The organism is Streptomyces roseolus, assembly GCF_014649855.1.
Classification (GTDB): domain Bacteria; phylum Actinomycetota; class Actinomycetes; order Streptomycetales; family Streptomycetaceae; genus Streptomyces; species Streptomyces roseolus.
Window position 1 is genome coordinate 87113 of sequence record NZ_BMTV01000003.1, and the last position, 21485, is coordinate 108597.

At 74.8% G+C, this 21485-nt stretch carries 21 protein-coding genes; 13 read left to right on the top strand and 8 right to left on the bottom strand.

The annotated features are described in order from the left end of the window. Window positions 1-153: 153 nt before the first annotated feature. The 4 genes from IE245_RS04280 (at window position 154) to IE245_RS04295 (ending at window position 2639) form a co-directional block, all read left to right on the top strand. The gene (locus IE245_RS04280) at window positions 154-702 is read left to right on the top strand and encodes a winged helix-turn-helix transcriptional regulator (protein ID WP_189945360.1); all 549 of its coding nucleotides are present in this window, start codon (window positions 154-156) and stop codon (window positions 700-702) included. Next, window positions 699-1643, top strand: coding sequence for a ketopantoate reductase family protein (locus IE245_RS04285; protein ID WP_189945361.1), 945 nt, complete (start codon window positions 699-701; stop codon window positions 1641-1643). Before IE245_RS04280 ends, IE245_RS04285 begins: the two co-directional genes overlap by 4 nt. A gap of 38 nt (window positions 1644-1681) precedes the next feature. Then, window positions 1682-2323, top strand: coding sequence for a phosphoribosylanthranilate isomerase (locus tag IE245_RS04290; protein WP_189945362.1), 642 nt, complete (start codon window positions 1682-1684; stop codon window positions 2321-2323). Window positions 2324-2390: 67 nt separating this feature from the next. Next, complete coding sequence (locus IE245_RS04295) at window positions 2391-2639, top strand: hypothetical protein (protein WP_189945363.1); 249 nt, start codon at window positions 2391-2393, stop codon at window positions 2637-2639. Window positions 2640-2857: 218 nt separating this feature from the next. Here IE245_RS04295 and IE245_RS04300 read toward each other — a convergent pair whose 3' ends face one another. Then, window positions 2858-3307: a VOC family protein gene (locus IE245_RS04300; protein ID WP_189945364.1), complete on the bottom strand. Its 450-nt coding sequence runs from the start codon at window positions 3305-3307 to the stop codon at window positions 2858-2860. A gap of 69 nt (window positions 3308-3376) precedes the next feature. Between IE245_RS04300 and IE245_RS04305 the strand changes: the two genes are divergently transcribed. Both IE245_RS04305 and IE245_RS04310 read left to right on the top strand, forming a co-directional pair. Then, on the top strand, window positions 3377-3985 hold the full coding sequence (locus tag IE245_RS04305) for a TetR/AcrR family transcriptional regulator (protein WP_229851061.1): 609 nt from the start codon (window positions 3377-3379) through the stop codon (window positions 3983-3985). 92 nt (window positions 3986-4077) lie between these two features. After that, window positions 4078-4458, top strand: coding sequence for a hypothetical protein (locus IE245_RS04310; protein ID WP_189945366.1), 381 nt, complete (start codon window positions 4078-4080; stop codon window positions 4456-4458). 58 nt (window positions 4459-4516) lie between these two features. Here the strand turns inward: IE245_RS04310 and IE245_RS04315 are convergent, their stop codons facing one another. From IE245_RS04315 to xylB, 4 genes are all read right to left on the bottom strand, one after another. Then, window positions 4517-5122 carry a GOLPH3/VPS74 family protein gene (locus IE245_RS04315; protein WP_189945367.1) on the bottom strand — a complete coding sequence of 202 codons (606 nt, stop codon included), beginning with the start codon at window positions 5120-5122 and terminating at the stop codon, window positions 4517-4519. A gap of 254 nt (window positions 5123-5376) precedes the next feature. Next, complete coding sequence (locus IE245_RS04320; protein ID WP_189945368.1) at window positions 5377-5982, bottom strand: hypothetical protein; 606 nt, start codon at window positions 5980-5982, stop codon at window positions 5377-5379. A 211-nt stretch (window positions 5983-6193) separates the two neighbouring features. Beyond that, a complete protein-coding gene (locus tag IE245_RS36685; protein WP_229851062.1) occupies window positions 6194-7762 on the bottom strand; it encodes a serine/threonine-protein kinase in 1569 nt (522 codons plus the stop codon). Between the two features lie 203 nt (window positions 7763-7965). Continuing rightward, window positions 7966-9441 (bottom strand): xylulokinase, encoded by a 1476-nt coding sequence (gene xylB, locus IE245_RS04330; RefSeq protein WP_229851085.1) that lies wholly within the window; start codon window positions 9439-9441, stop codon window positions 7966-7968. 213 nt (window positions 9442-9654) lie between these two features. Between xylB and xylA the strand changes: the two genes are divergently transcribed. Then, entirely contained in the window at window positions 9655-10827 is a 1173-nt protein-coding gene (xylA, locus tag IE245_RS04335) for a xylose isomerase (protein ID WP_189945370.1), read from the top strand. Between the two features lie 22 nt (window positions 10828-10849). Here xylA and IE245_RS04340 read toward each other — a convergent pair whose 3' ends face one another. Both IE245_RS04340 and IE245_RS04345 read right to left on the bottom strand, forming a co-directional pair. After that, window positions 10850-11851: a LacI family DNA-binding transcriptional regulator gene (locus tag IE245_RS04340; protein WP_189945571.1), complete on the bottom strand. Its 1002-nt coding sequence runs from the start codon at window positions 11849-11851 to the stop codon at window positions 10850-10852. 482 nt (window positions 11852-12333) lie between these two features. Then, window positions 12334-12654 carry an L-rhamnose mutarotase gene (locus IE245_RS04345; protein WP_189945371.1) on the bottom strand — a complete coding sequence of 107 codons (321 nt, stop codon included), beginning with the start codon at window positions 12652-12654 and terminating at the stop codon, window positions 12334-12336. 159 nt (window positions 12655-12813) lie between these two features. Between IE245_RS04345 and rhaI the strand changes: the two genes are divergently transcribed. From rhaI to IE245_RS04375, 6 genes are read left to right on the top strand one after another with little or no spacing between them, the layout of a single operon-like run. Further along, on the top strand, window positions 12814-13980 hold the full coding sequence (gene rhaI, locus IE245_RS04350) for an L-rhamnose isomerase (RefSeq protein WP_189945372.1): 1167 nt from the start codon (window positions 12814-12816) through the stop codon (window positions 13978-13980). Window positions 13981-14033: 53 nt separating this feature from the next. Beyond that, window positions 14034-16079, top strand: coding sequence for a bifunctional aldolase/short-chain dehydrogenase (locus IE245_RS04355; protein ID WP_189945373.1), 2046 nt, complete (start codon window positions 14034-14036; stop codon window positions 16077-16079). After that, on the top strand, window positions 16076-17626 hold the full coding sequence (locus IE245_RS04360; RefSeq protein WP_189945374.1) for a rhamnulokinase: 1551 nt from the start codon (window positions 16076-16078) through the stop codon (window positions 17624-17626). Before IE245_RS04355 ends, IE245_RS04360 begins: the two co-directional genes overlap by 4 nt. Next, complete coding sequence (locus IE245_RS04365) at window positions 17626-18342, top strand: (Fe-S)-binding protein (RefSeq protein WP_189945375.1); 717 nt, start codon at window positions 17626-17628, stop codon at window positions 18340-18342. Before IE245_RS04360 ends, IE245_RS04365 begins: the two co-directional genes overlap by 1 nt. Further along, window positions 18339-19787, top strand: a complete 1449-nt coding sequence (locus IE245_RS04370) for a LutB/LldF family L-lactate oxidation iron-sulfur protein (RefSeq protein ID WP_189945376.1) — start codon at window positions 18339-18341, stop codon at window positions 19785-19787. The genes IE245_RS04365 and IE245_RS04370 overlap by 4 nt, the downstream gene beginning before the upstream one ends. Beyond that, a complete protein-coding gene (locus IE245_RS04375) occupies window positions 19784-20431 on the top strand; it encodes a LutC/YkgG family protein (protein ID WP_189945377.1) in 648 nt (215 codons plus the stop codon). The genes IE245_RS04370 and IE245_RS04375 overlap by 4 nt, the downstream gene beginning before the upstream one ends. Here IE245_RS04375 and IE245_RS04380 read toward each other — a convergent pair whose 3' ends face one another. After that, entirely contained in the window at window positions 20432-21457 is a 1026-nt protein-coding gene (locus tag IE245_RS04380; protein ID WP_189945378.1) for a LacI family DNA-binding transcriptional regulator, read from the bottom strand. It abuts the gene before it with no gap. Window positions 21458-21485 lie beyond the last annotated feature (28 nt).

Sequence of the window (21485 nt, forward strand, 5' to 3'; positions counted from 1 at the left end):
GGCGCGGCGACGCCCGCCGGCCGGACGTCCCCGGGAGACGGACGACCGCTCCCACCCCCGGGGAACCGCCCTGCGGTCCCCCGGGGCGACCCCGCCCCCGGGCTCCTCGCAGAAAGAGTTCGGTGACCGAACTTTTACGGCTACGCTGCCGCCGTGCCCCTTCCGCGCGACTACCGCGGCCAGAGCTGCTCCCTCGCCCGTGCGATGGAGGTCGTCGGCGAGCGCTGGACGCTGCTGATCCTGCGGGACGCCTTCTACGGGGTGCGCAGGTTCGGCGAGTTCGCCGCGCACCTCGCCGTACCGAGGTCGGTGCTCGCCGAGCGGCTGGCCGGGCTGACCGGGGCCGGCGTCCTCGACCGCCGCCGGGAGCCGGGCGGCGGCCGGCGCGAGGTGTACGCCCTCACGGAGAAGGGCCTCGGGCTCTGGCCGGCCGTCCGGGCCCTCACCGACTGGGGCGAGGCGCACCACCCGGCGAACGGCGACGGGCCCCGCCGGGTCTTCCTGCACCACGCCGACGGGGCGCCGACCGGCCCCGACGGGCACTGCTCCGGCTGCGGGGCCGCCGTCCCGCCCGGGGACCTCCTGGTCGCGCCCGGCCCGGGGCTCCCCCCGCCCGGCGACGACGCCGACCCGGTCACGGCGGCCCTCGCCCGCCCGCACCGGCTGCTCACCCCGCTGCTCCCCACGAGAGGAACCCCATGAAGATCCTGGTCGTCGGTGCCGGTGCCACCGGTGGTTACTTCGGCACGATGCTGGCCCGCGCCGGGCAGGACGTCACCTTCCTGGTGCGGCCCGGCCGCGCGGCGGCGCTCCGCGCGGGCGGGCTGCGGGTGGCCGGGCGGGACGAGGAGTGGGTCCTGGACGCGCCCCGGCTCGTCACGGCAGGCGAGACGCCGGCGGGAGGGCCGTACGACCTCGTCCTGCTCGGCGTGAAGTCGACCGCCCTCGACGCCGCCCTGACGGACCTGGCCCCCTTCGTCTCCCCGGGCACGGCGGTGCTGCCGCTGCTCAACGGCATGGCCCATCTCGACGCCCTGGACGCCCGCTTCGGCGCCGGCGCGGTCCTCGGCGGGGTCGCGAAGGTGGTCACGACGCTCGACGACGCGGGGACCGTCCGGCGGCTCGCACCGCTGGCGCACCTCGCCCTCGGCGAGCGCGACGGCACGGTCTCGCCGCGCGTGAAGGAGATCCGTACGGTGCTGGAGGACGCCGGCATCGACGCGCCCGTGCCCGCGTCGATCGTCACCGCGATGTGGCACAAGTGGGTCTTCATCACCACGATCGGCGCGGTGACGAGCCTGATGCGCGGCACCGTCGGCGAGGTGTACGACGCCCCCGGCGGCCCCGGCCTCGGCCCCGCGGTCCTCGCCGAGGGCGCGGCGGTGGCCGCGGCGGCCGGGCACCCGCTGCCGGAGGCCGAACGCGCGGCGTCCCTGGCCGTCGTGTCGGCCCCCGGCTCCCCGATGGTGCCGTCCCTCTACCGGGATCTGACGGCGGGGCGGCCGACGGAGGTCGAGCACCTCTTCGGCGACCTGACCGCGCGGGCCCGCGCCCTGGGCGTGCCGACCCCGCTGCTCGACCTGGCCACCCTCCACCTGCGGGTCCACCAGCGGCGGATCGACGACGCCGGACGCGGTCAGTAGGCTCGGCGGCGCCGGGACGGGAGCAGAGGAGCGACAGAGTGTTCGTCAAGGTGTGCGGGCTCGCCACGACCGCCGACATCGACGTGGCCGCCGAGGCGGGCGCGGACGCGATCGGCCTCGTCATCAGCGGGACCAGTGTCCGGGGCCTGGACCGCGACCGGCTGCCGGGCCTCGTCGGGCGGGTCCCGGACGGCGTGGTGTCGGTCCTCGTCGTCAACGACACCCCGGCCGCCGAAGCCGCCCGGATCGCCGCCGGCCTCGGTTTCGACGCGCTCCAGCTGCACGGCCGCGCCTACGGACCCGCGGAGTTCGAGGCGGCCGCGTCCGTCCACCCGCGTCTGTGGCGGGCGACCGCGCTCGCCGACGGGCCCGACACGCGCGTGGGCGCGCTGGGAGAGGAGGTCCTGCTGCTCGACTCGCCGAAGGCGGGCTCGGGTTCGCGATGGGACCTCTCGCTCCTGGACGCCGCCCGCCCCGAGGGCCACTGGCTCCTCGCGGGCGGCCTCGCCCCCGGGAACGTCGCCGAGGCCATCGCCACCGCCCGCCCCTGGGGCGTGGACGTCTCCAGCGGCGTCGAGTCCGCGCCCGGCGTGAAGGACCACGCCCTGGTCCGCGCCTTCGTCGCCGCCGCGAAATCCGCGCCGTCCGCTCAACCTTCCGACGTCTCCGCACGTCAGTAGGGGTGAAGCACGTCGTACTACCGAGTACGACTACGACCGCGTATCGCCGAGAGCAAAGGGGGCCGTGATGGTGGAGGAACTGGCGGAGGCCGTGGTGCGGGCGGCCGGCGCGGCGGCGCGCGGCGTGGCCGCGATCCTGTCGGTCCCGGAGACCTACTCGGCGGCGGCGGAGATCGCCGCGGCGAAGGCGGAACAGCGCCCCGACGACGCGGACGAGAAGGACGAGAAGGACGCGGCGGACGAGAAGGACGGCAGGGCCGGAACCGGCGAGACGACCGGGACGGACCCGGCGGGCGCGGACGGCAAGGACGTCTAGGTCGTCCGGGCCGTCCCTTTCGGGCCTCGCCGGGGAGAACCCGCGCGGGGCGTGAGGGACGCGGCAGGGCCCCGGGCTCCCGCGACCCGGCGGCCAGGTCCTCGGCACGGGCGCCGCGCTCGGGTCCCGCGTCGCCCCCGGGACCCCGGCGGCCCCCGCAAGGCAGTCGTACGCCTGGGCCGAGGGGGCGGGCGGTGCCGTCGCGTCCCGCCCGGGCGTCAGACGCCGGTGTACTGGGCGGCGTACTCCCCACGGGCCGGGACGACGGTGATGACGTCGACCAGCACCCCGTCGGGGGCGGCGACGATGAAGTGCCGCTGGCCGAACTCCTCGGTGCGCAGGGACAGCACCTCGGGCAGGCCGGCCTCCGTCACGAGCCGCCGGTGCTCGGAATCCACGTCGTCCACCTCGAAGTTCAGCAGCAGGCCGCCCCGGAGCGCGGCCCGGTGGCCCTCGGGAACGGTCGGGTGGGCGTGGTCGAGGAGGGCGAGCTCGTACTGCGGGGCGTCGGGACGACGCAGACTGACGTACCAGTCGGCCTCGAAGGTCGTCTCGAACCCGAAGTGGCGGGTGTAGAAGTCCCGGGAGGCCGCCACGTCCCGGGTGGCGAGCACCGGGTAGAAGCCGCCGAGCGGGGCCGTCGGCGTGGTGGCGGGTCCGTTCGTCATGGTCGAGCTCCTCCGCTCCGTTTTCGCATACCCGGAGTACGCGAATTTCTCCGTTAGCATACCCCGGGTATGCGAAATGGGAAGGACGTGCGGCCGATGGCGGTCAACCGGGCGGAGCAGCGGGCGGCCACGCGGCGGGCGCTGCTGGCCGAGGGGAGGCGGCGGTTCGCCGCCGACGGCTACCACCACGTGGTCCTGGCCGACGTGGCGCGGGCCGCCGGGGTCACCAAGGGAGCCGCCTACCACCACTTCGACAGCAAGGCGGGGCTCTTCCGGGCCGTCGTCTCCGAGGTCCAGCACGAACTGGGCGAGCGGGTCGCGGCCGAGGCCGAGCGGCACGAGGACCTGTGGGAGCAGCTCCGGGCCGGTTGCCGCGCCTTCCTGGCCGCCGGGACCGATCCGGCGGTACGGCGGATCCTGCTGGTCGACGCGCCGACCGTGCTGGGCTGGGACGAGTGGCGGACCCTGGACGAGGAGTCCTCCGCCCGCCACCTCGCGGAGGCTCTGGAGGCGCTCGTCGCGGCCGGAACCCTCGCCGACCGGCCGGTGGAGCCCCTGGCCCGGCTGCTGTCGGGGGCGATGAACGAGGCCGCGCTCTGGATCGCGCGGGGCGGGGACCCCCGGGCCGCGGAACAGGCGCTCGACCGGCTCCTGGCGGGCCTGCGGGCCCCGGCCTGAACGCCTGCTCGGCGGGCGACGGGTCGTGAGATCATCACATCCGCAGCCCCGGAACACCGCAGGTGTCGGGCTGCGGCGCGGGGGGAGCGGACATGGAGCACGACCGGGCAGGGGCGGAACGCGGAGAGCGTACGCGCACCGAACGGCTGACCGAGGGGCTGGTCGTCGCCGTGGCCTCGGTCCTCGCCCTCGGCCTTTTCGCCTGGCCGGCGACGGTCTTCGGCACGACCGCCTGGCGCCTGGCCACCGGCACCGGGACCACGACGTTCAGCCGGTTCCTGGTGCCGGTGCTCCTCCTCGCCCTCCTGACGGTGCCGTTCGTCCCGGCCCGCGCGGTGTTCCGCTCGGGCCGGCGCGAGGGACGGGCACGGCTGACGGCGGCGGCCCCGGCGGCGCTGGCCCTGCTCGCCGGATCCGTGGTGCCGGTCGCGGCCCTGTGCCTGCTCCTGGTGTACGGAACGTACGGGGACTGATCCCCTCCGGTGCGGCCGGAGGGGATCCGGCGTCACCGGCTCCGGCCGGGCGACCGGCTCACGGCCCGCGCCAGACGTTGGCGAAGGCCGTGTTCTCGATGGTCCGCCGCTGGCGCACGGCCTCCAGCTCCATCACCGCGTCGTGGACGGCGGCCACCACGTTCGTCACCGCCTCGTCGTCGAAACCGGGCTCCTCGTCGGGCCGCCCGCCGCCGATCCCCACGGCCGAGGCGAGGGCTGCCAGGACGGGCTCCCCCTCCTCCCGGCGGCCGACCGCCCGGCGGCGGGCGGGCGTGTCGACCGGCTCCACGCGTTCCGGACCGAAGGGCAACCGGCCGGTTCGCCTCCGCCTCAGCTCGCCGTCCTCCTCGAGCGCGGTCCGGTACGCGGCCGCGAGGTCCCGGCCCCGGCGCCACAGCCAGTCCTCGACCCTCTCGTAGGGCGGCTGCCGGACGAGCTCCGCCTCGGCCTCGGCCAGCAGCCGGTCGTCCGGTCCCGACGGCCCGCCCGGCACGACGAGATCGTCGTCCACGGCGACGGCCCCCGCGCCGACGAGATCGATCAGCTCGGCTCCCGCGAGCGCCAGCGACAGGTCACCCTGCCCCACGTCGGGCCCCGGCCCCGGTTCCACGGAGATGAGGAACAGGTCTTTCGCCGTGCTCATGTACGGCTCCCCTCGGAGACATCGACAAGGCGAACCCCACCGGCCGGTCCCGCGACCGGCACGACGGCGGGGCGCCCACCACGATCAGTATCGCCCGCACGGGGGTGGCGGAACGAGGCCGCCGCCCTTCCCCGGGCCGACCGCCGAACCGCCGAACCGCCGGACCGCGGACCGCCGATCACCGAACCGTCGGTCTCCGGCTTCCGGCCACCGACCGCCGACCGCCGACCGCCAGCCGCCGGCCGCCGACCGCTTCAAGGCCGGAGCCCGACGTGTTCGAGCGCGGCCGCACTGAGGTCGGTGATGGCCTGCCGGTCCCCCCGGCGCCAGGCGTCGGCCCAACCGCCGGACGGCACCGGCAGCCCGGCCGGCACGCCCGGAGGCCCGGTGAGGGCGCGCAGGGCGAGCAGGTCGGCGCCCCCGGGAGTCCCGGCGAGACGGCGCAGGGTGGTGCTCCGGCGGATCCAGAGCAGACGCGGCGGGAGCCACAGCAGCAGGACGAAGAGCACCGGGACGACGATGAGGGCGGCCGTGACGACGTCGGCGACCCGGCCGACGGTCTCCTGGAACGCCACGCCCGCGTCGGCGAACCCCGAACCGGCGTCGGCCGCGGACCGCAGCGGCTTCTCCAGGACGTCACCGACCAACGGCACGTCCGCCGCCGCGTCCCCCGCCTGGTCGAGCTCCCTGGCGAGATCGCCGCCGGAACTCTCCACCTTCCGTCCCGGTTCGGCCAGCAGCATGATCGTCCCGCGGACGGCGAGGGCCACCCACACCGCCACGGCGATCAGGGCCACGGCGATCAGGTCCACGAGCACCTGACGGTTCCGGCGGGCGGGCGTCTGGGCGTAGAAGCGCAACGGAGGGCTCCGTTCGAGTCGTGGCGGCGAGGAAGTCCGGCCGTCCCGACCTCGGCCCGGCCGACCGGTCGTCGGAATCAACTCTTCCACCGCTCCTCACGGGCAAACGTACGCAACACGAGGCACACCGCGAGCCCGGCGGGCCGTGCTGGAGCGCTGGTCATGCCGCCGGTCGGACACGGTCCGTATCCGGCGGGTCGGGACGGGCGGGTCAGCCGCCGGAGCGGGCGGCGCGGAAGCCGGTGCAGCCGAAGCGTTTCCACTGGGTCCGGTCGTCGGTCCCGGCGCGGTAGACGACGACCGTCCAGTCGCCCGCCTTCGAGGTCACGGGCGGAGCCCCGGGGAAGTCCCGGGGATACACCAGGGTCTTCCCCGCCGGACCGACCCGCATCGGCCGCGTGGTGTGGCCGAACCCCTTCCCGCCGGGCGGCTTCACGCCGGCCACCAGGCGGAGGGCCCCCTCGCCCGAGAAGGAGAAGCCCACTTCGGCCGAGGAGGCGCCGGAGAGGTACGTGACCGAGGTCGAGGTGGAACCGCCGGACGGACCGCCCTCGGCGAGCCGGTCGCACTGCCCGATGCCCAGCCGTGCCTGCTTCGGGTCCTTCGAGAGGGACCAGCGGACCTCGGAGGCGGACTCGACCGGTGGGGCGGGGTCGGCGGGGTCGGCGGGTTCGCGGGTCGGAGCGGGCGCGTCCCGTCCGGACGTGCCCGACGGCGTCGGCCCGCCGGTGGCCCCCGCCCCGGTGCCGCCGTTCCCCTCGTCCGCGTTCCACGCCTGCCGGGCGGCGGTGCCGGCCACGCCCGCCAGCACCAGGAGCAAGGCCACCGCGCCCCATCCGCCGCGCCGGCGGCGGGCCGTGCCCGCGTCCGTCCGCGTACCCGGGCCCCGGTCCCGGCTCCGGTCCGGTTCCGGTTCCGGGTCCTCGGGGGCGTCCGGGGCGACGCGTGTCGGCGGGAGGGCCGGGGCCGCCGGTGCGGCGGAGCGGGCGATCACCTCCGGGACGGCCGGGCGGTCGGCGGGGTCCTTCGCCACGCAGTCCCGGATCAGCGCGAGCAGTCCGGGGTCCCGGTCCGGCGTCCCCGTCAGGTCGATGTCCTCGTGCACCGCCCGGTAGGAGACGGCCTCGGCGGGGCCGTCACCGAAGGGAGGCCTCCCCGTCAGCGCGTACGCCATGGTGGCGCCCAGCGCGAAGACGTCGGCGGCGGCGGAGGTCTCGTTGCGCAGGAGTACCTCCGGAGCGGTGAAGCCCGGGGTGCCGGGCGCGGCACCCGTCCGCGTCAGGGCCGTGTCGTCGAGGCCGCGCGCGATCCCGAAGTCGATGAGCCGGGGCCCGTCGGCCGCCAGGATCACGTTCTGCGGCTTGAGGTCCCGGTGGGTCACCCCGTAGGCGTGGACGTCCGCCAGGGCGACCGCGAGCGCCTCGAACAGGCCGCGGCACGCCGCCGGCGTGAACGCCCCTTCGGCGGCCACCGCCTGACGGAGCGTCGGGCCCGGGACGTACTCGGTGGCCAGCCAGTACGGCGGCTCGCCCAGCGACGCGTCCACCAGTTGCGCCGTGCGCGGGCTGCGGACGGCGCGCACCGTCGCGACCTCCCGCCGGAACCGGGCCAGCGCCTCCCGGTGCCCGGTGATCTCCTCCCGGATCACCTTGAGCGCGACCATCCCCCCGCCCGGCGACCGCGCCAGGTACACCTGGCCCATGCCGCCGGCGCCGAGCCGGCCGAGCAGGATGTGGTCGCCTATGCGCGCGGGGTCCTGGCCGGGTCTCAATGGGTCCACGCCGCCGTACTTTAGGCCGTCCCTTTCGGATCTTGCCCCGGTCGTCGTTCCTTGGGCTCATCCGCTCGTCGCGGATGTGAGTCGTTGGGTTGGATCCAGAAGATTGGATCCGGGATCCCGGATCGTGGATGCAGGATCCGATATCCGACATTTGGATCCGGGATCCGGGATCCGGGATCCGGGATCCGGGATCCGGGATCCAGTCAGGCCAGCAGCCCCGTCCTCGCCGCCCCCAGCACCCCCTCGATCCGGTCCCACGTCTCCGTGTCCCGGGGGAGCGCCTCCAGGGTGTCGCCCGTTCCGGTGCCCCAGGCGGTGGCGAGGGCGACGGGGTCCTCGCCGGTGGTCGTGGCGGCGGCGAGGGCGGCGGCGCCCAGGGCGACGAGTTCGGTGGCGGCGGGGAGGACGAGGGGGCGGCCGGAGAGTCGGCGGATGGTGTCGGTCCAGGTGCGGCCTCGGGCGCCGCCGCCGACGAGGCGGAGGGGGCGGGCGCGTACGGACGGGTCGGTGGGGTCGAGGCCGCAGGCGGTGAGGAGGCCGTCGAGGGCGCGCAGGACGGTGAAGGCGGCGCCTTCGTAGGCGGCGCCTAGGACGGCGCGGGGGTCGGTGGCGTGGCGCAGGCCGGTGACGAGGCCTGAGGCGGCGGGGAGGTCGGGGGTGCGTTCGCCGTCGAGGTACGGGAGGACGACGGTCTCGCCGCCGGGGAGGGCGTTCTCGCGGTCGAGGCCGAGGAGGGTGGCGAAGCGGTCGACGGCGAGCGTGCAGTTGAGGGTGCAGCCCAGGGGGAGGTGGGTGCCGTCGGTGGCGGCGAAGCCGGCGAGCGCGGGGTCGGCGGGGCGGGTGCGGGTGGCGGCGAAGACGGTGCCGGAGGTGCCGAGGCTGACGACGGGGTGGTCGAGGAGGCCGGCGGCGCCGAGGCCGAGGCCGACGGCGGCGGCCATGTTGTCGCCGGTGCCGGCCGCGACCGCCACCGTGCGGGGCAGGCCGAGGGCCTCGGCGGCCGCCGCCGTGAGGGTTCCCGCGCGGGCGGCACCGGTGGGGGCCACCGCGGGCAGGTGCGCGGGGGTGAGGCCGAGGAGGTCGAGGAGGTCGGGGGCGTAGGCCCCGTCGGCGGGGGCGTACCAGCAGGTGCCCGAGGCGTCGCCGGGGTCCGTCACGGCCTCGCCGGAGAGGCGTTCGGTGAGCAGGTCGTGCGGGAGGCGGACGGCGGTGGTGGCCTCGGCGTGGTGGGGTTCGTGCTCGCGCAGCCACTGCCACTTGGCCGCGGTCATCGAGGCGACCGGGACGGAGCCCGTGCGTTCCAGCCATGCCTTCGGGCCGCCCAGGGCGTCGGTGAGGGCCGCGGCCTGGGGGGCGGAGCGGGTGTCGTTCCAGAGGAGGGCGGGGCGCAGCGGGCGGCGGTCGGCGCCGAGGGCGACGAGGCCGTGCTGCTGTCCCGCCACGGCGATGGCGGTGACCTGCGCGGGGGTGGCGCCCGCCTCGCGTACGGCCGCGCGGACGGCGGTGACGAGGGCGGTCCACCACTCCTCGGGGTCGCTCTCGCGGGCGCCGTTCGTGCCGGTGACGGTGTGCGGGGCGCGGCCCAGGCCGAGCACGTCGCCGGTGGCGACATCGACGGCGACGGCCTTGGTGGACTGCGTGGAGCTGTCCACGCCGATCACGATCGGGCCGTTCGCGATCGGGCCGTTCGCGGCCGGACGGTTCGCGGCCGAGCCGTTCGCGGCCGAGCGGTTCACGGCGGAGCCGTTCGCGGGCATGCGCGTACCTCTTCTCTCATCTCTGTCGCCCTGTGGGGGGCTGGCGTGCCGGGGCACCCGTGGCGTATTAGTTATCTCAGAAAACAAATCCGGCCGCCAGCATCCGTCAGCAGCCCGCCAGAGAAGGATCCGCCCATGCCCGAGCGTTTCTCCCCCACCCCCGAGGACCGTTTCACCTTCGGCCTGTGGACCGTCGGCTGGCAGGGCCGCGATCCCTTCGGCGACGCCACCCGCCCGGCCCTGGACCCGGTCGAGTCGGTCGAGCGACTGGCCGGGCTCGGGGCGTACGGCGTCACCTTCCACGACGACGACCTGATCCCCTTCGGCGCGCCGGAGGCGGAGCGCGAGGCCGTCGTGAAGCGGTTCCGGGACGCCCTGGACCGCACCGGCCTCAAGGTCCCCATGGCGACCACCAACCTCTTCACCCACCCGGTCTTCAAGGACGGCGGCTTCACCGCCAACGACCGGGACGTGCGCCGTTACGCGCTGCGCAAGACGATCCGGAACATCGACCTGGCCGTCGAGCTCGGCGCCACCACCTACGTCGCCTGGGGCGGGCGCGAGGGCGCCGAGTCGGGTGCGGCCAAGGACGTGCGGGTGGCCCTGGACCGGATGAAGGAGGCCTTCGACCTGCTCGGGCAGTACGTCACCGAGCAGGGCTACGACCTGCGGTTCGCGATCGAGCCCAAGCCGAACGAGCCCCGCGGCGACATCCTGCTGCCCACCATCGGCCACGCCCTCGCCTTCATCGAACGCCTGGAGCGGCCCGAACTCGTGGGCGTGAACCCGGAGACGGGCCACGAGCAGATGGCCGGGCTCAACTTCCCGCACGGCATCGCGCAGGCCCTGTGGGCGGGCAAGCTCTTCCACATCGACCTCAACGGCCAGTCCGGCATCAAGTACGACCAGGACTTCCGCTTCGGCGCCGGCGACCTGCGGCAGGCGTTCTGGCTGGTCGACCTGCTCGAATCCGCCGGCTACACCGGGCCGCGCCACTTCGACTTCAAGCCGGTGCGCACCGACGGCTCCGACGGCGTCTGGGAGTCGGCGAAGAACTGCATGCGCAACTACCTGATCCTCAAGGAGAAGGCGGCCGCCTTCCGCGCCGACCCCGAGGTCCGGGAGGCGCTCGCCGCCTCCCGGCTGCCGGAGCTCGCCGCGCCGACCGCGCCCGAGGGCCTCGCGGAGCTGCTGGCCGACCCGACCGCGTACGAGACCTTCGACGTCGACGCGGCCGCGAGCCGCTCGATGGCCTTCGAGCGGCTCGACCAGCTCGCCCTGGAGCACCTGCTCGGCGTACGGCGCTGAGCCCGGCGCCCCTGGAGCGGCGTCAGCGGGTGGTAAGCGTGGAGCGGCGGACGACCAGCTCCGGCTGGAGCACCACCCGCTGGTGCCGGTGGTCCGCCGCCGCCTCGCCGGTCTCCTCCAGGAGCAGTTCGGCGGCCCGGGCCCCCAGGGTCAGGGCCGGCTGGCGCACGGAGGTGAGCGGGACGGTCGCGGCCGCCGCGAACTCGATGTCGTCGTAGCCGACGATCGCCATGTCCTCCGGGACCCGCACCCCGGCCGCGTACAGCGCCTGGAGGACGCCGAGGGCCAGCAGGTCGTTGGCGCAGAAGACGGCGGTGGGGCGGTCGGCGAGGCCGAGGAGCCGGGAGCCGGCGTCGCGGCCCGAGGCCACGTCGAGCCGGTCCGCCGGAAGCTCCCGGAGCGCGCTCGCGGGCAGTCCGGCCTCGGCGAGGGCGAGCAGCGCGCCCTCGCGGCGGTCCCGCACCTGCTGGAGGTGGGCGGGGCCGCTGACGTACGCGAAGGTGCGGTGGCCGGTGGCGACGAGGTGGCGGATCGCGAGCGAGCCGCCGACGACGTCGTCGACGGAGACCGAGCAGCCGCCGCCGTCCCCGCCGACCCGGTCGACGAGGACGTACGGGATGCCGTGGCGGCGGAAGTCGCGGAGGTTGCCGCCACCGGCGTCGGCGGGGGTGACGAGGACGCCGCGGACCCGCTGTTCGGCGAAGAGGGAGAGGTAGTCGGCCTCGTCGCCGGGGTTCTGGTCGCTGTTGCAGACCATGACGCCGAGTCCGGCGGCGCGCGCGGTGCGTTCGGCGCCGCGCGCGATGTCGACGAAGAAGGGGTTGCCCATGTCGAGGACGAGCAGCGCCACGATCCGGCTGCGGCCCGCCCGGAGCTGGCGCGCGGACTCGCTGCGGACGTAGCCGAGCCGGTCGATGACCCGCCGGACGTGCTCCAGGGTGGACGGGGAGACCCGGTCCGGCTGGTTGATCACGTTGGACACGGTGCCGACGGAGACCCCGGCCTCCCGCGCCACGTCCTTGATCCCGACGGTCCGCCCGGCGGCCGGACCGCCGGGGGAGGAACTCCTGGGGGGACCGGCGGGGGCGGGGGCGGTGGAGACCTGACCGGCGGGCGTCGGCCCGCCCGGCGACTGGCCGGCGGAGTCGGCGGGTGCGGGATCGGCGGCCGCCCGTTCGCCGGGCCCCGGGCCGGCGTGCGCCTGCCCGGTTGCCGTTTCCCGGGCGAGGGCCTCCCCCGCGGGCGACCGACCGGGCGCCGACTCCCCCGCGGGCGACCGACCCGCAGCCGACTCCCCCGCAGGCGACCGACCGGCGGGCGTCTCCCCCGCGGGCGACCGACCGGCGGCCGTCTTCGCGCCTCCGGTCGTCCCGCCCCCGGTCCTCCCGGCGCCGCGCGCGGGGCCCGTCACCCGTTCCACCTGCGTGCCACCTGGTCGTCCGTCCTGCCCGTTCCGCCCCGTCCGCGCGGGGTCGCCGCCACCTGTCGCATCCTATGCGGCTCCGCTCACGCGAGGTGGAAGACCTCGGTCAGGGGGCGCATCGCCTCGTCCGGCCGCCGGCCGTCGAGTTCCTCGAAGAAGCCGCCCATCCCGGCCTGCCAGCGGGCGTTCACCTCGGTGGCCTCCATGGCGGTCTTCGCGCGCTCGAAGTCCTCGGTCTCCAGGTAGCCGACGAGCAGGCCGTCCTCACGGAGGAAGAGCGAGTAGTTGTGCCAGCCGGAGGCGGTGAGCGCCTCGCGCATCTCCTGCCAGACCTCGGCGTGGCGCGCCCGGTACTCCTCCGTCCGCTCGGCACGGACCTTCAGCAGGAAGCAGACCCTCTGCACGACGGCTCCTCGACTTGAAATGTTTCAGTTCCTCCGTGCACGGACGCTAGATCCCCGTCGCCACCGTGGTCAAGAACCTTGACGACACCTTGGGTGCAGGCTAGCTTCCCAGTCGACTGAATCGATTCATTGAACTCGACTGAACACACTGAGGTGGACATGCCCGACATCGCCGCCGTGAAGGCCGCCCTCGCCGCCCAGCGGATCGAGACCCCCTCCTGGGGCTACGGGAACTCCGGCACCCGCTTCAAGGTGTTCGCGCAGCCCGGCGTGCCCCGGGACCCCTACGAGAAACTGGACGACGCCGCCGAGGTGCACGCCCGCACCGGCGTCGCGCCGAAGGTCTCCCTGCACATCCCGTGGGACCGGGTCGACGACTACGCCGCCCTCGCCGCGTACGCGAAGGAGCGCGGCCTGGAACTGGGCGCGATCAACTCCAACACCTTCCAGGACGACGACTACCGCCTCGGCAGCGTCTGCCACCCCGACCCCAAGGTGCGCCGCAAGGCCGTCGGTCACCTCCTGGAGTGCGTCGACATCATGGACGCCACCGGGTCGACGGACCTGAAGCTGTGGTTCGCCGACGGCACCAACTACCCCGGCCAGGACGACGTCACCGCCCGTCAGGACCGGCTCGCCGAGTGCCTCGCCGAGGTGTACGCGCGGCTCGGCGACGACCAGCGGATCCTGCTCGAGTACAAGTTCTTCGAGCCCGCCTTCTACACCACCGACGTCCCGGACTGGGGCACCGCGTACGCCCACTGCATCGAGCTCGGCCCGAAGGCACAGGTCGTGGTCGACACCGGGCACCACGCACCGGGCACCAACATCGAGTTCATCGTCGCCTTCCTCCTGCGCGAGGGGAGGCTCGGCGGCTTCGACTTCAACTCCCGCTTCTACGCCGACGACGACCTCATGGTCGGCTCCTCCGACCCCTTCCAGCTCTTCCGGATCATGCACGAGGTCACGAAGAACGGCGGTCTCGACCCGGCCGCGAACGTGGCCTTCATGCTCGACCAGTGCCACAACATCGAGGCGAAGGTCCCGGCCGTCATCCGCTCCGTGATGAACGTCCAGGAAGCCACCGCCAAGGCCCTCCTCGTCGACGCCGACGCGCTCACCGCCGCCCAGCGTGAGGGCGACGTCCTCGCCGCCAACGCCGTCCTGATGGACGCCTACGCCACCGACGTGCGCCCCCTCCTCCGCGAACTCCGCGAGGAGCAGGGCCTCGGCCCCGACCCGGTGGTCGCCACCCTCCGCTCCGGACGCCTGGAGCGCGTCGCCTCCGAGCGCGTCGGCGGCGCCCAGGCCGGCTGGGGCGCGTAACCCCTCCTCCCCCTCACCCACCCCCTTCCAGGACTTCAGGAAAGAAGACCGCCATGACTCCCGGCACCCACCCCGAGGTCGCCGCCCTCCTCGCCCGCGCCCACCGTCTCGGCGCCGACCCGACCGTCACCAACTACGCGGGCGGCAACGCCTCCGCGAAGGGCTCCGCGCCCGACCCGGTCACCGGCGGGGACGTGGAGCTGATGTGGGTGAAGGGCTCCGGGGGCGACCTCGGCACCCTCACCGAGGACGGACTCGCCGTCCTCCGGCTCGACCGGCTCCGCGCCCTCGCCTCCGTCTACCCGGGGGTGGAGCGCGAGGACGAGATGGTCGCCGCCTTCGACCACTGCCTGTACGGGAAGGGCGGCGCCGCCCCCTCCATCGACACCGCCATGCACGGCCTGGTCGACGCGCCCCACGTCGACCACCTGCACCCGGACGCGGGCATCGCGCTGGCCTGCGCCGCCGACGGGGAGAAGCTGACCGCCGAGTGCTACGGCGGGAAGGTGGCCTGGGTGCCGTGGCGCCGGCCCGGATTCCAGCTCGGCCTGGACATCGCGGCCGTCAGGGAAGCCCACCCGGAGGCCATCGGGGTGGTCCTCGGCGGGCACGGCATCACCGCCTGGGGCGCCACCTCCGAGGAGTGCGAGCGCAACGCGCTGCACATCGTCCGCACCGCCGAGGCCTTCCTCGCCGAGCGCGGACGCCCCGAGCCCTTCGGGCCGGTCGTCGACGGGTACGAGCCGCTGCCGGAGAGGCTGCGCCGGGAACGGGCCGCCGCGCTCGCCCCGTACGTCCGCGCGCTCGCCTCCCAGGACCGGCCGCAGGTCGGCCACTTCACCGACTCCGGGACCGTCCTCGACTTCGTGTCCCGCTCCGCGCACCCGCGCCTGGTCGCCCTGGGCACCTCCTGTCCCGACCACTTCCTGCGCACCAAGGTGCGGCCGCTCGTCCTCGACCTGCCGCCCACCGCCCCCCTCGACGAGACGGTGGCCAGGCTGCGGGAGCTGCACGCCGCCTACCGCGAGGAGTACGCCGCCTACTACCACCGGCACGCGCTGCCGGACTCGCCGCCGATGCGGGGCGCCGACCCGGCGATCGTGCTCGTGCCCGGGGTCGGGATGTTCTCCTTCGGCAAGGACAAGCAGACGGCCCGCGTGGCGGGCGAGTTCTACGTCAACGCGATCAACGTCATGCGCGGCGCGGAGGCGGTGTCGGCGTACTCCCCGATCGAGGAGGCGGAGAAGTTCCGCATCGAGTACTGGGAGCTGGAGGAGGCGAAGCTGCGGCGGATGCCGAGGCCGAAGCCGCTGGCGACCCGGGTGGCGCTGGTGACCGGAGCGGGCAGCGGCATCGGGCGGGCGATCGCGGCGCGGCTCGCCGCGGAGGGCGCGTGCGTGGTCGTGGCGGACGTGAACGCCGGGAGCGCGGCGGAGGTCGCGGCCGAACTCGGCGGTCCGGACCGGGCGGTGGCCGTGACGGTGGACGTGACGGACGAGGCGGCGATCGAAGCCGCCTTCCGGGAGGCGCTGCTGGCGTTCGGCGGGATCGACCTGGTGGTCAACAACGCCGGGATCTCGATCTCCAAGCCGCTCCTGGAGACCACGGCCGAGGACTGGGACCTCCAGCACGCCATCATGGCCCGGGGCTCCTTCCTGGTCTCCCGCGAGGCGGCCCGGGTGATGACCGCCCAGGGCCTGGGCGGCGACATCGTGTACATCGCGTCGAAGAACGCGGTCTTCGCCGGCCCGAACAACATCGCCTACTCGGCGACCAAGGCCGACCAGGCCCACCAGGTCCGGCTGCTCGCCGCCGAACTGGGCGAGCACGGGATCCGCGTGAACGGCGTGAACCCGGACGGGGTGGTGCGCGGTTCCGGAATCTTCGCCGGCGGCTGGGGGGCGCGGCGGGCGGCGACGTACGGCGTCGAGGAGGAGAAGCTGGGCGAGTTCTACGCGCAGCGGACGCTGCTGAAGCGGGAGGTGCTGCCGGAGCACGTGGCGAACGCCGTCTTCGCGCTCACCGGCGGGGACCTCACCCACACCACCGGTCTCCACGTGCCCGTCGACGCGGGTGTCGCCGCGGCCTTCCTGCGATGAACGGAATTCCCGCGACGGGCGGACTCCCCGCGAGGAGCCGCGGCCTTCCCCCGGCGGGCGGGCGCACCGGGACCTTCGCGGCGGCCGATCTGGGGGCCACCAGCGGACGGGTCATGGTCGGCCGGGTCGGGCCCGGCGTCCTGGAACTGGCCGAGGCGCACCGCTTCCCCAACGTGCCGGTCCGGCTGCCGGACGGGCTGCGCTGGGACGCGCTCGGCCTGTTCCAGGGGATCCTGGACGGGCTGCGGACGGCGGCCCGTCCGGGCCCGGTGGACTCCGTCGGGGTGGACGCCTGGGCGGTCGACCACGGGCTGCTCGACGCCGACGGGGCGCTGCTCGGCGCCCCGTTCCACTACCGGGACGCGCGGACCGACGGGGTCGCGGAAGGGGTGTGGGAGCGGGTCGGCGGCGCGGCGGCGCTGTACCGCACGACCGGGCTCCAGCACCTGCCGTTCAACACGGTCTTCCAGCTGGCCGCTGCCGCCGGTTCCGCCCAACTCGCCTCGGCACGGACCCTGTTGCTCATGCCGGACCTGTTCACGTACTGGCTGACGGGGACGGTCGGGGCGGAGGAGACGAACGCGTCGACGACCGGGCTGTTCGACGTCCGGACGGGCACGTGGGCCGGGGGGCTGCTCGACGCGGTCGGCATCGGTCCGGCGTTGCTGCCGCCGCTGCGGGCGCCCGGCGATCCGGCGGGGACGCTGCTTCCGTACGTGACGGAGTACACCGGACTGCCGGCGGGCACGCCGGTGACGGCGGTCGCCTCGCACGACACGGCGTCGGCGGTGGTGGCCGTTCCCGCCACCGGGACCGAAGGCGGCGCCGTCGCGTTCGTGTCGTGCGGCACGTGGTCGCTCGCCGGGCTCGAACTGCCGGGCCCCGTGCTGACGGAGGAGGCCCGGGCGGCGAACTTCACCAACGAGCGGGGCGTCGACGGCACGGTGCGGTTCCTGCGGAACGTGATGGGGCTGTGGCTGTGGGAGGAGTGCCGCAGGACCTGGGAGGGGCGGGGGCAGGTGGTGGACCTGCCGGCGCTGCTCGAACGGGCCGCTCGGGAGCGGCCGTTCCGGTCGCTGGTCGATCCGGACGCGCCGGAGTTCCTGGCCCCCGGGAACATGCCGGGGCGGATCGCGGCGTACTGCCGGCGCACCGGTCAGCCGGTGCCGGAGGCCCCGGCGGCGGTGCTGCGCTGCGTCCTGGAGTCGCTGGCCGCGGCGCACCGGCGCACCCTGCGGGAGGCCGCCGAGCTGTCCGGGCGGGAGCTCCGCGGGATCCACCTGGTGGGCGGCGGGGCACGGAACCCGCTGCTGTGCCAGTGGACGGCGGACGCGACGGGCCTGCCGGTGACGGCGGGTCCGGTGGAGGCCACGGCGCTGGGGAACGTGCTGGTGCAGGCGCGGGCCGCGGGGCTCGTGGGCGACCTGGCCGCCGTGCGTCGCCTGGTCGCCGGGACCCAGCCCCTGCGACACTACGAACCGCAGGGCGACGGTTCCGCCTGGGACCGGGCCGCCGCACGATTCGAACCGTCCCCGAGGAACTGCTGATGCGCGTCGCCCTCTTCGTCACCTGTGTCAACGACGCCGTCTTCCCGTCGACGGGGGTGGCCACCGTCCGGCTGCTCGAACGGCTGGGCGTGGAGGTGGACTTCCCGGCGGCGCAGACCTGCTGCGGGCAGCCCCAGTTCAACACCGGCTACCGGCGGGAGACCGAGCCGCTGGTGCGGCGCACGGTCCGCGCCTTCGACGGGTACGACCACGTGGTCGTCCCGTCGGGTTCGTGCGCGGCGATGGTCCGCCACCACTACCCGGCCTTCGGTCCGGAGGCGGCGGCGCTCGGGCCGCGCACCCACGAGCTGACGGAGTTCCTGGTCGACGTGCTGGGCGTGACCGACGTCGGCGCGTGGTTCCCGCACAAGGTCACGTACCACCCGTCCTGCCACGGCCTGCGGATGCTGGGGCTGGGCGAGCGGCCGCGCCGCCTCCTCCGCGCGGTGAAGGGCCTGGAGCTGGTGGAGCTGCCGGGGGCGGAGGAGTGCTGCGGCTTCGGCGGCACCTTCGCGGTGAAGAACCCGGACGTGTCGGCGGCGATGGGCGCGGACAAGGTGGCGCACGCGGTGTCGACCGGCGCCGGAGTGCTGTGCGGCGCGGACAACTCGTGCCTGCTGCACGTCGGCGGCATGCTGAGCCGGCAGGGGGCGCCGCTGCGGGCGGTGCACCTGGCGGAGATCCTGGCGAGCACGGAAGAGGAGCCCTGGCGGTGAGCGGAGTCTTCGTGGGAATGCCGGCCTTTCCCGAGGCCGTGCGGTCGGCGGTGCGGGACGAACGGCTGCGGCGCAATCTGCGGCACGCCACGCACACGATCCGCGACAAGCGGGCGCGGGCGGTCGCCGAGCTGGCCGACTGGGCCGAGCTGCGGGAGGCCGGGAAGCGGATCAAGGACCGGACGCTCCGTCACCTCGACGCGCACCTGCTGCGGTTGGAGGAGGCGGTGACGGCGTCGGGCGGCACGGTGCACTGGGCGGCGGACTCCGACGAGGCCAACCGGATCGTCGCGGACCTCGTCAAGGCCACCGGCGAGACCGAGGTGGTCAAGGTCAAGTCGATGGCCACGCAGGAGATCGGACTCAACGAACACCTGGAGGCCGAGGGGATCCGGGCCTACGAGACCGACCTGGCCGAGCTGATCGTGCAGCTCGGCGAGGACCGGCCCTCGCACATCCTGGTCCCCGCGATCCACCGCAACCGGGGCGAGATCCGCGACATCTTCCGCGACACCATGGGGAGGTGGGGCCGCCCGGCGCCGGAGGGACTGTCCGACTCCCCCGCCGAACTGGCGGAGGCGGCCCGGCTGCACCTGCGGGAGAAGTTCCTGCGGGCCAAGGTCGGCGTCTCCGGCGCGAACTTCATGGTCGCCGAGACCGGCACCCTCGTCGTCGTCGAGTCGGAGGGCAACGGCCGCATGTGCCTGACCCTCCCCGAGACGCTGATCTCCGTCGTGGGCGTGGAGAAGGTGGTGCCGGAGTGGCGGGACCTGGAGGTGTTCCTCCAGACCCTCCCCCGCTCCTCGACGGCCGAGCGGATGAACCCGTACACGAGCATGTGGACGGGGACGACGGACGCCGACGGGCCGAAGACCTTCCATCTGGTCCTCCTCGACAACGGCCGCACCGACGCCCTCGCCGACGAGGTCGGCCGGCAGGCGCTGCGCTGCATCCGCTGCTCGGCCTGCCTCAACGTCTGCCCGGTGTACGAGCGGGCCGGCGGGCACGCGTACGGCTCCGTCTACCCCGGCCCGATCGGCGCGATCCTCACCCCGCAGCTGCGCGGCACCGCGAGCGAGGTCGACGCCTCCCTGCCGTACGCCTCCTCGCTGTGCGGGGCCTGCTACGAGGTGTGCCCCGTCGCCATCGACATCCCGGAGGTGCTGGTGCACCTGCGGGAGAAGGTCGCGGGCCAGGGCGGGAAGGGGCACCGGCTGGAGAAGGCGGCGATGAAGGCCGCCGGATGGGTCCTCGACCACCCCGGCGTCCTCGCCGCCGGCGAACGCCTCGCGTCCAAAACCCGCGGGCTGCACCCCAGGAAGCTGCCCGGTCCCGGCGCCCGTCAGTGGACGGACCACCGCGACCTGCCCGGACTGCCCACCGAGCCCTTCCGCGACTGGTGGAAGAAGAACCGCCCCGCAGACCCGCCAGGAGACCGCGCATGAGCCAGAACTCCCGCGAACGGATCCTCGCCCGGATCCGGTCCGCCGTCGCGGACGCCCCCGAGACCCCCGACGTCCCCCGGACGTACCTCGCCCGTCACACCCCGGACGACCCGGACGCGGTGCTCGACCTGCTGCACGAGAACCTCGCCGACTACCGGGCCCATGTGCACCGCACCGACGAGGCCGGACTGCCCGCGCTGATCGCACGGCGGCTGGAGGAGCGCGGCGCGCGTAGGGTCGTGGTGCCCGACGGGCTGCCGGCGGAGTGGCTCGCCGGCACGGCGGCGGAGCCCGTACCGGACGACCGGCTCACCCCGGCGGCCCTGGACGCGGTCGACGCCGTCGTCACGGGGTGCGCGCTCGCGGTCGCCGAGACCGGCACGCTCGTGCTCGACGGCGGCCCGGGGCAGGGGCGGCGCGCGCTCAGTCTCGTACCGGATCTGCACGTGTGCGTCGTCCGCGAGGAGCAGGTCGTCGCCTCCGTGCCGGAGGCGCTGCCGCGGCTCGACCCGCGGCGGCCGCTGACCTGGATCTCGGGGCCGTCGGCGACGAGCGACATCGAGCTGGACCGGGTCGAGGGCGTGCACGGGCCCCGGACCTTGGAGGTCGTCCTGGTCCGGGGCGCGCGCTTCGCGGCGGGGTGATCAGGCGGACTCGCGGATCACCAGTTCCGTGGGGAGGATGACGGTCGCCGGGTCCTCGCCCGCTATCCGGGCGAGGAGGGTGCGGACCATCTCCGCGCTGATCCGGTCCCAGGGCTGCCGGATGGTGGTCAGCGACGGCTGGGAGGCGTGCGCGGCCGGGGAGTCGTCGAAGCCGCCGACGGCGATGTCCTCGGGGACCCGCTTCCCGGCGCGGGCGAGGGTGTCGAGGACGCCCTGGGCCATCAGGTCGGAGGCGACGAAGACCGCGTCGACGTCGGGCGCCCGCTCCAGGAGGGCGCGGGCCCCCTCGGCGCCGCTGGCGCGGCTGTAGTCGCCGGTGACGATCAGGTCGTCGTCGGCGGGGAGTCCGCACGCGGCGAGGGTCTCGCGGTAGCCGGCGAGCCGTTCGACGCCGCCGGGGGTGTCGAGCGGGCCGGTGACGGTGGCGATGCGGCGGCGCCCGGTGGCGTACAGGTGCCGGACCATCTCGCGGGCGCCGTCGCGGTCGTCGGCGGCGACGTACCCGACGCGGGTGGTCTGGCCGAGCGGTTTGCCGCAGGCGACGACGGGCACGCCGGCCTCGTGGAGCCGGGCCACGACGGGGTCGCCGGAATGGCTGGAGACGAGGAGGACGCCGTCGACGTGGCCCGCCTCGATGTAGCGGAGGTTGCGGCGGCGTTCGTCCTCGGTGCCCGCGATCATCAGGATCAGGGGGATGTCGCGGTCGGCGAGGGCCTGGGTGCAGGCGCGCAGGAGGACGTTGAAGTTGGGGTCCTCGAAGAAGCGCTCCTGCGGCTCGGTGAGGAGGAAGGCGACCGAGTCGGACTTGCCGGTGATCAGCGAGCGGGCGTGCCGGTTGACGACGTACCCCGTTCTGCGGATCGCGGCGTCGACGGCCGCCTTGGCCGCGGGGCTGACGTAGTGGCCGCCGTTGAGGACGCGGGAGACGGTGCCGCGCGAGACGCCGGCCTCGCGGGCCACGTCGTGGATGGTCGCGGGACGGCGCCTGCTCGCTGCTGTGCTCATGCTGTGTGTTTCCCCTCGATCCCCTGTG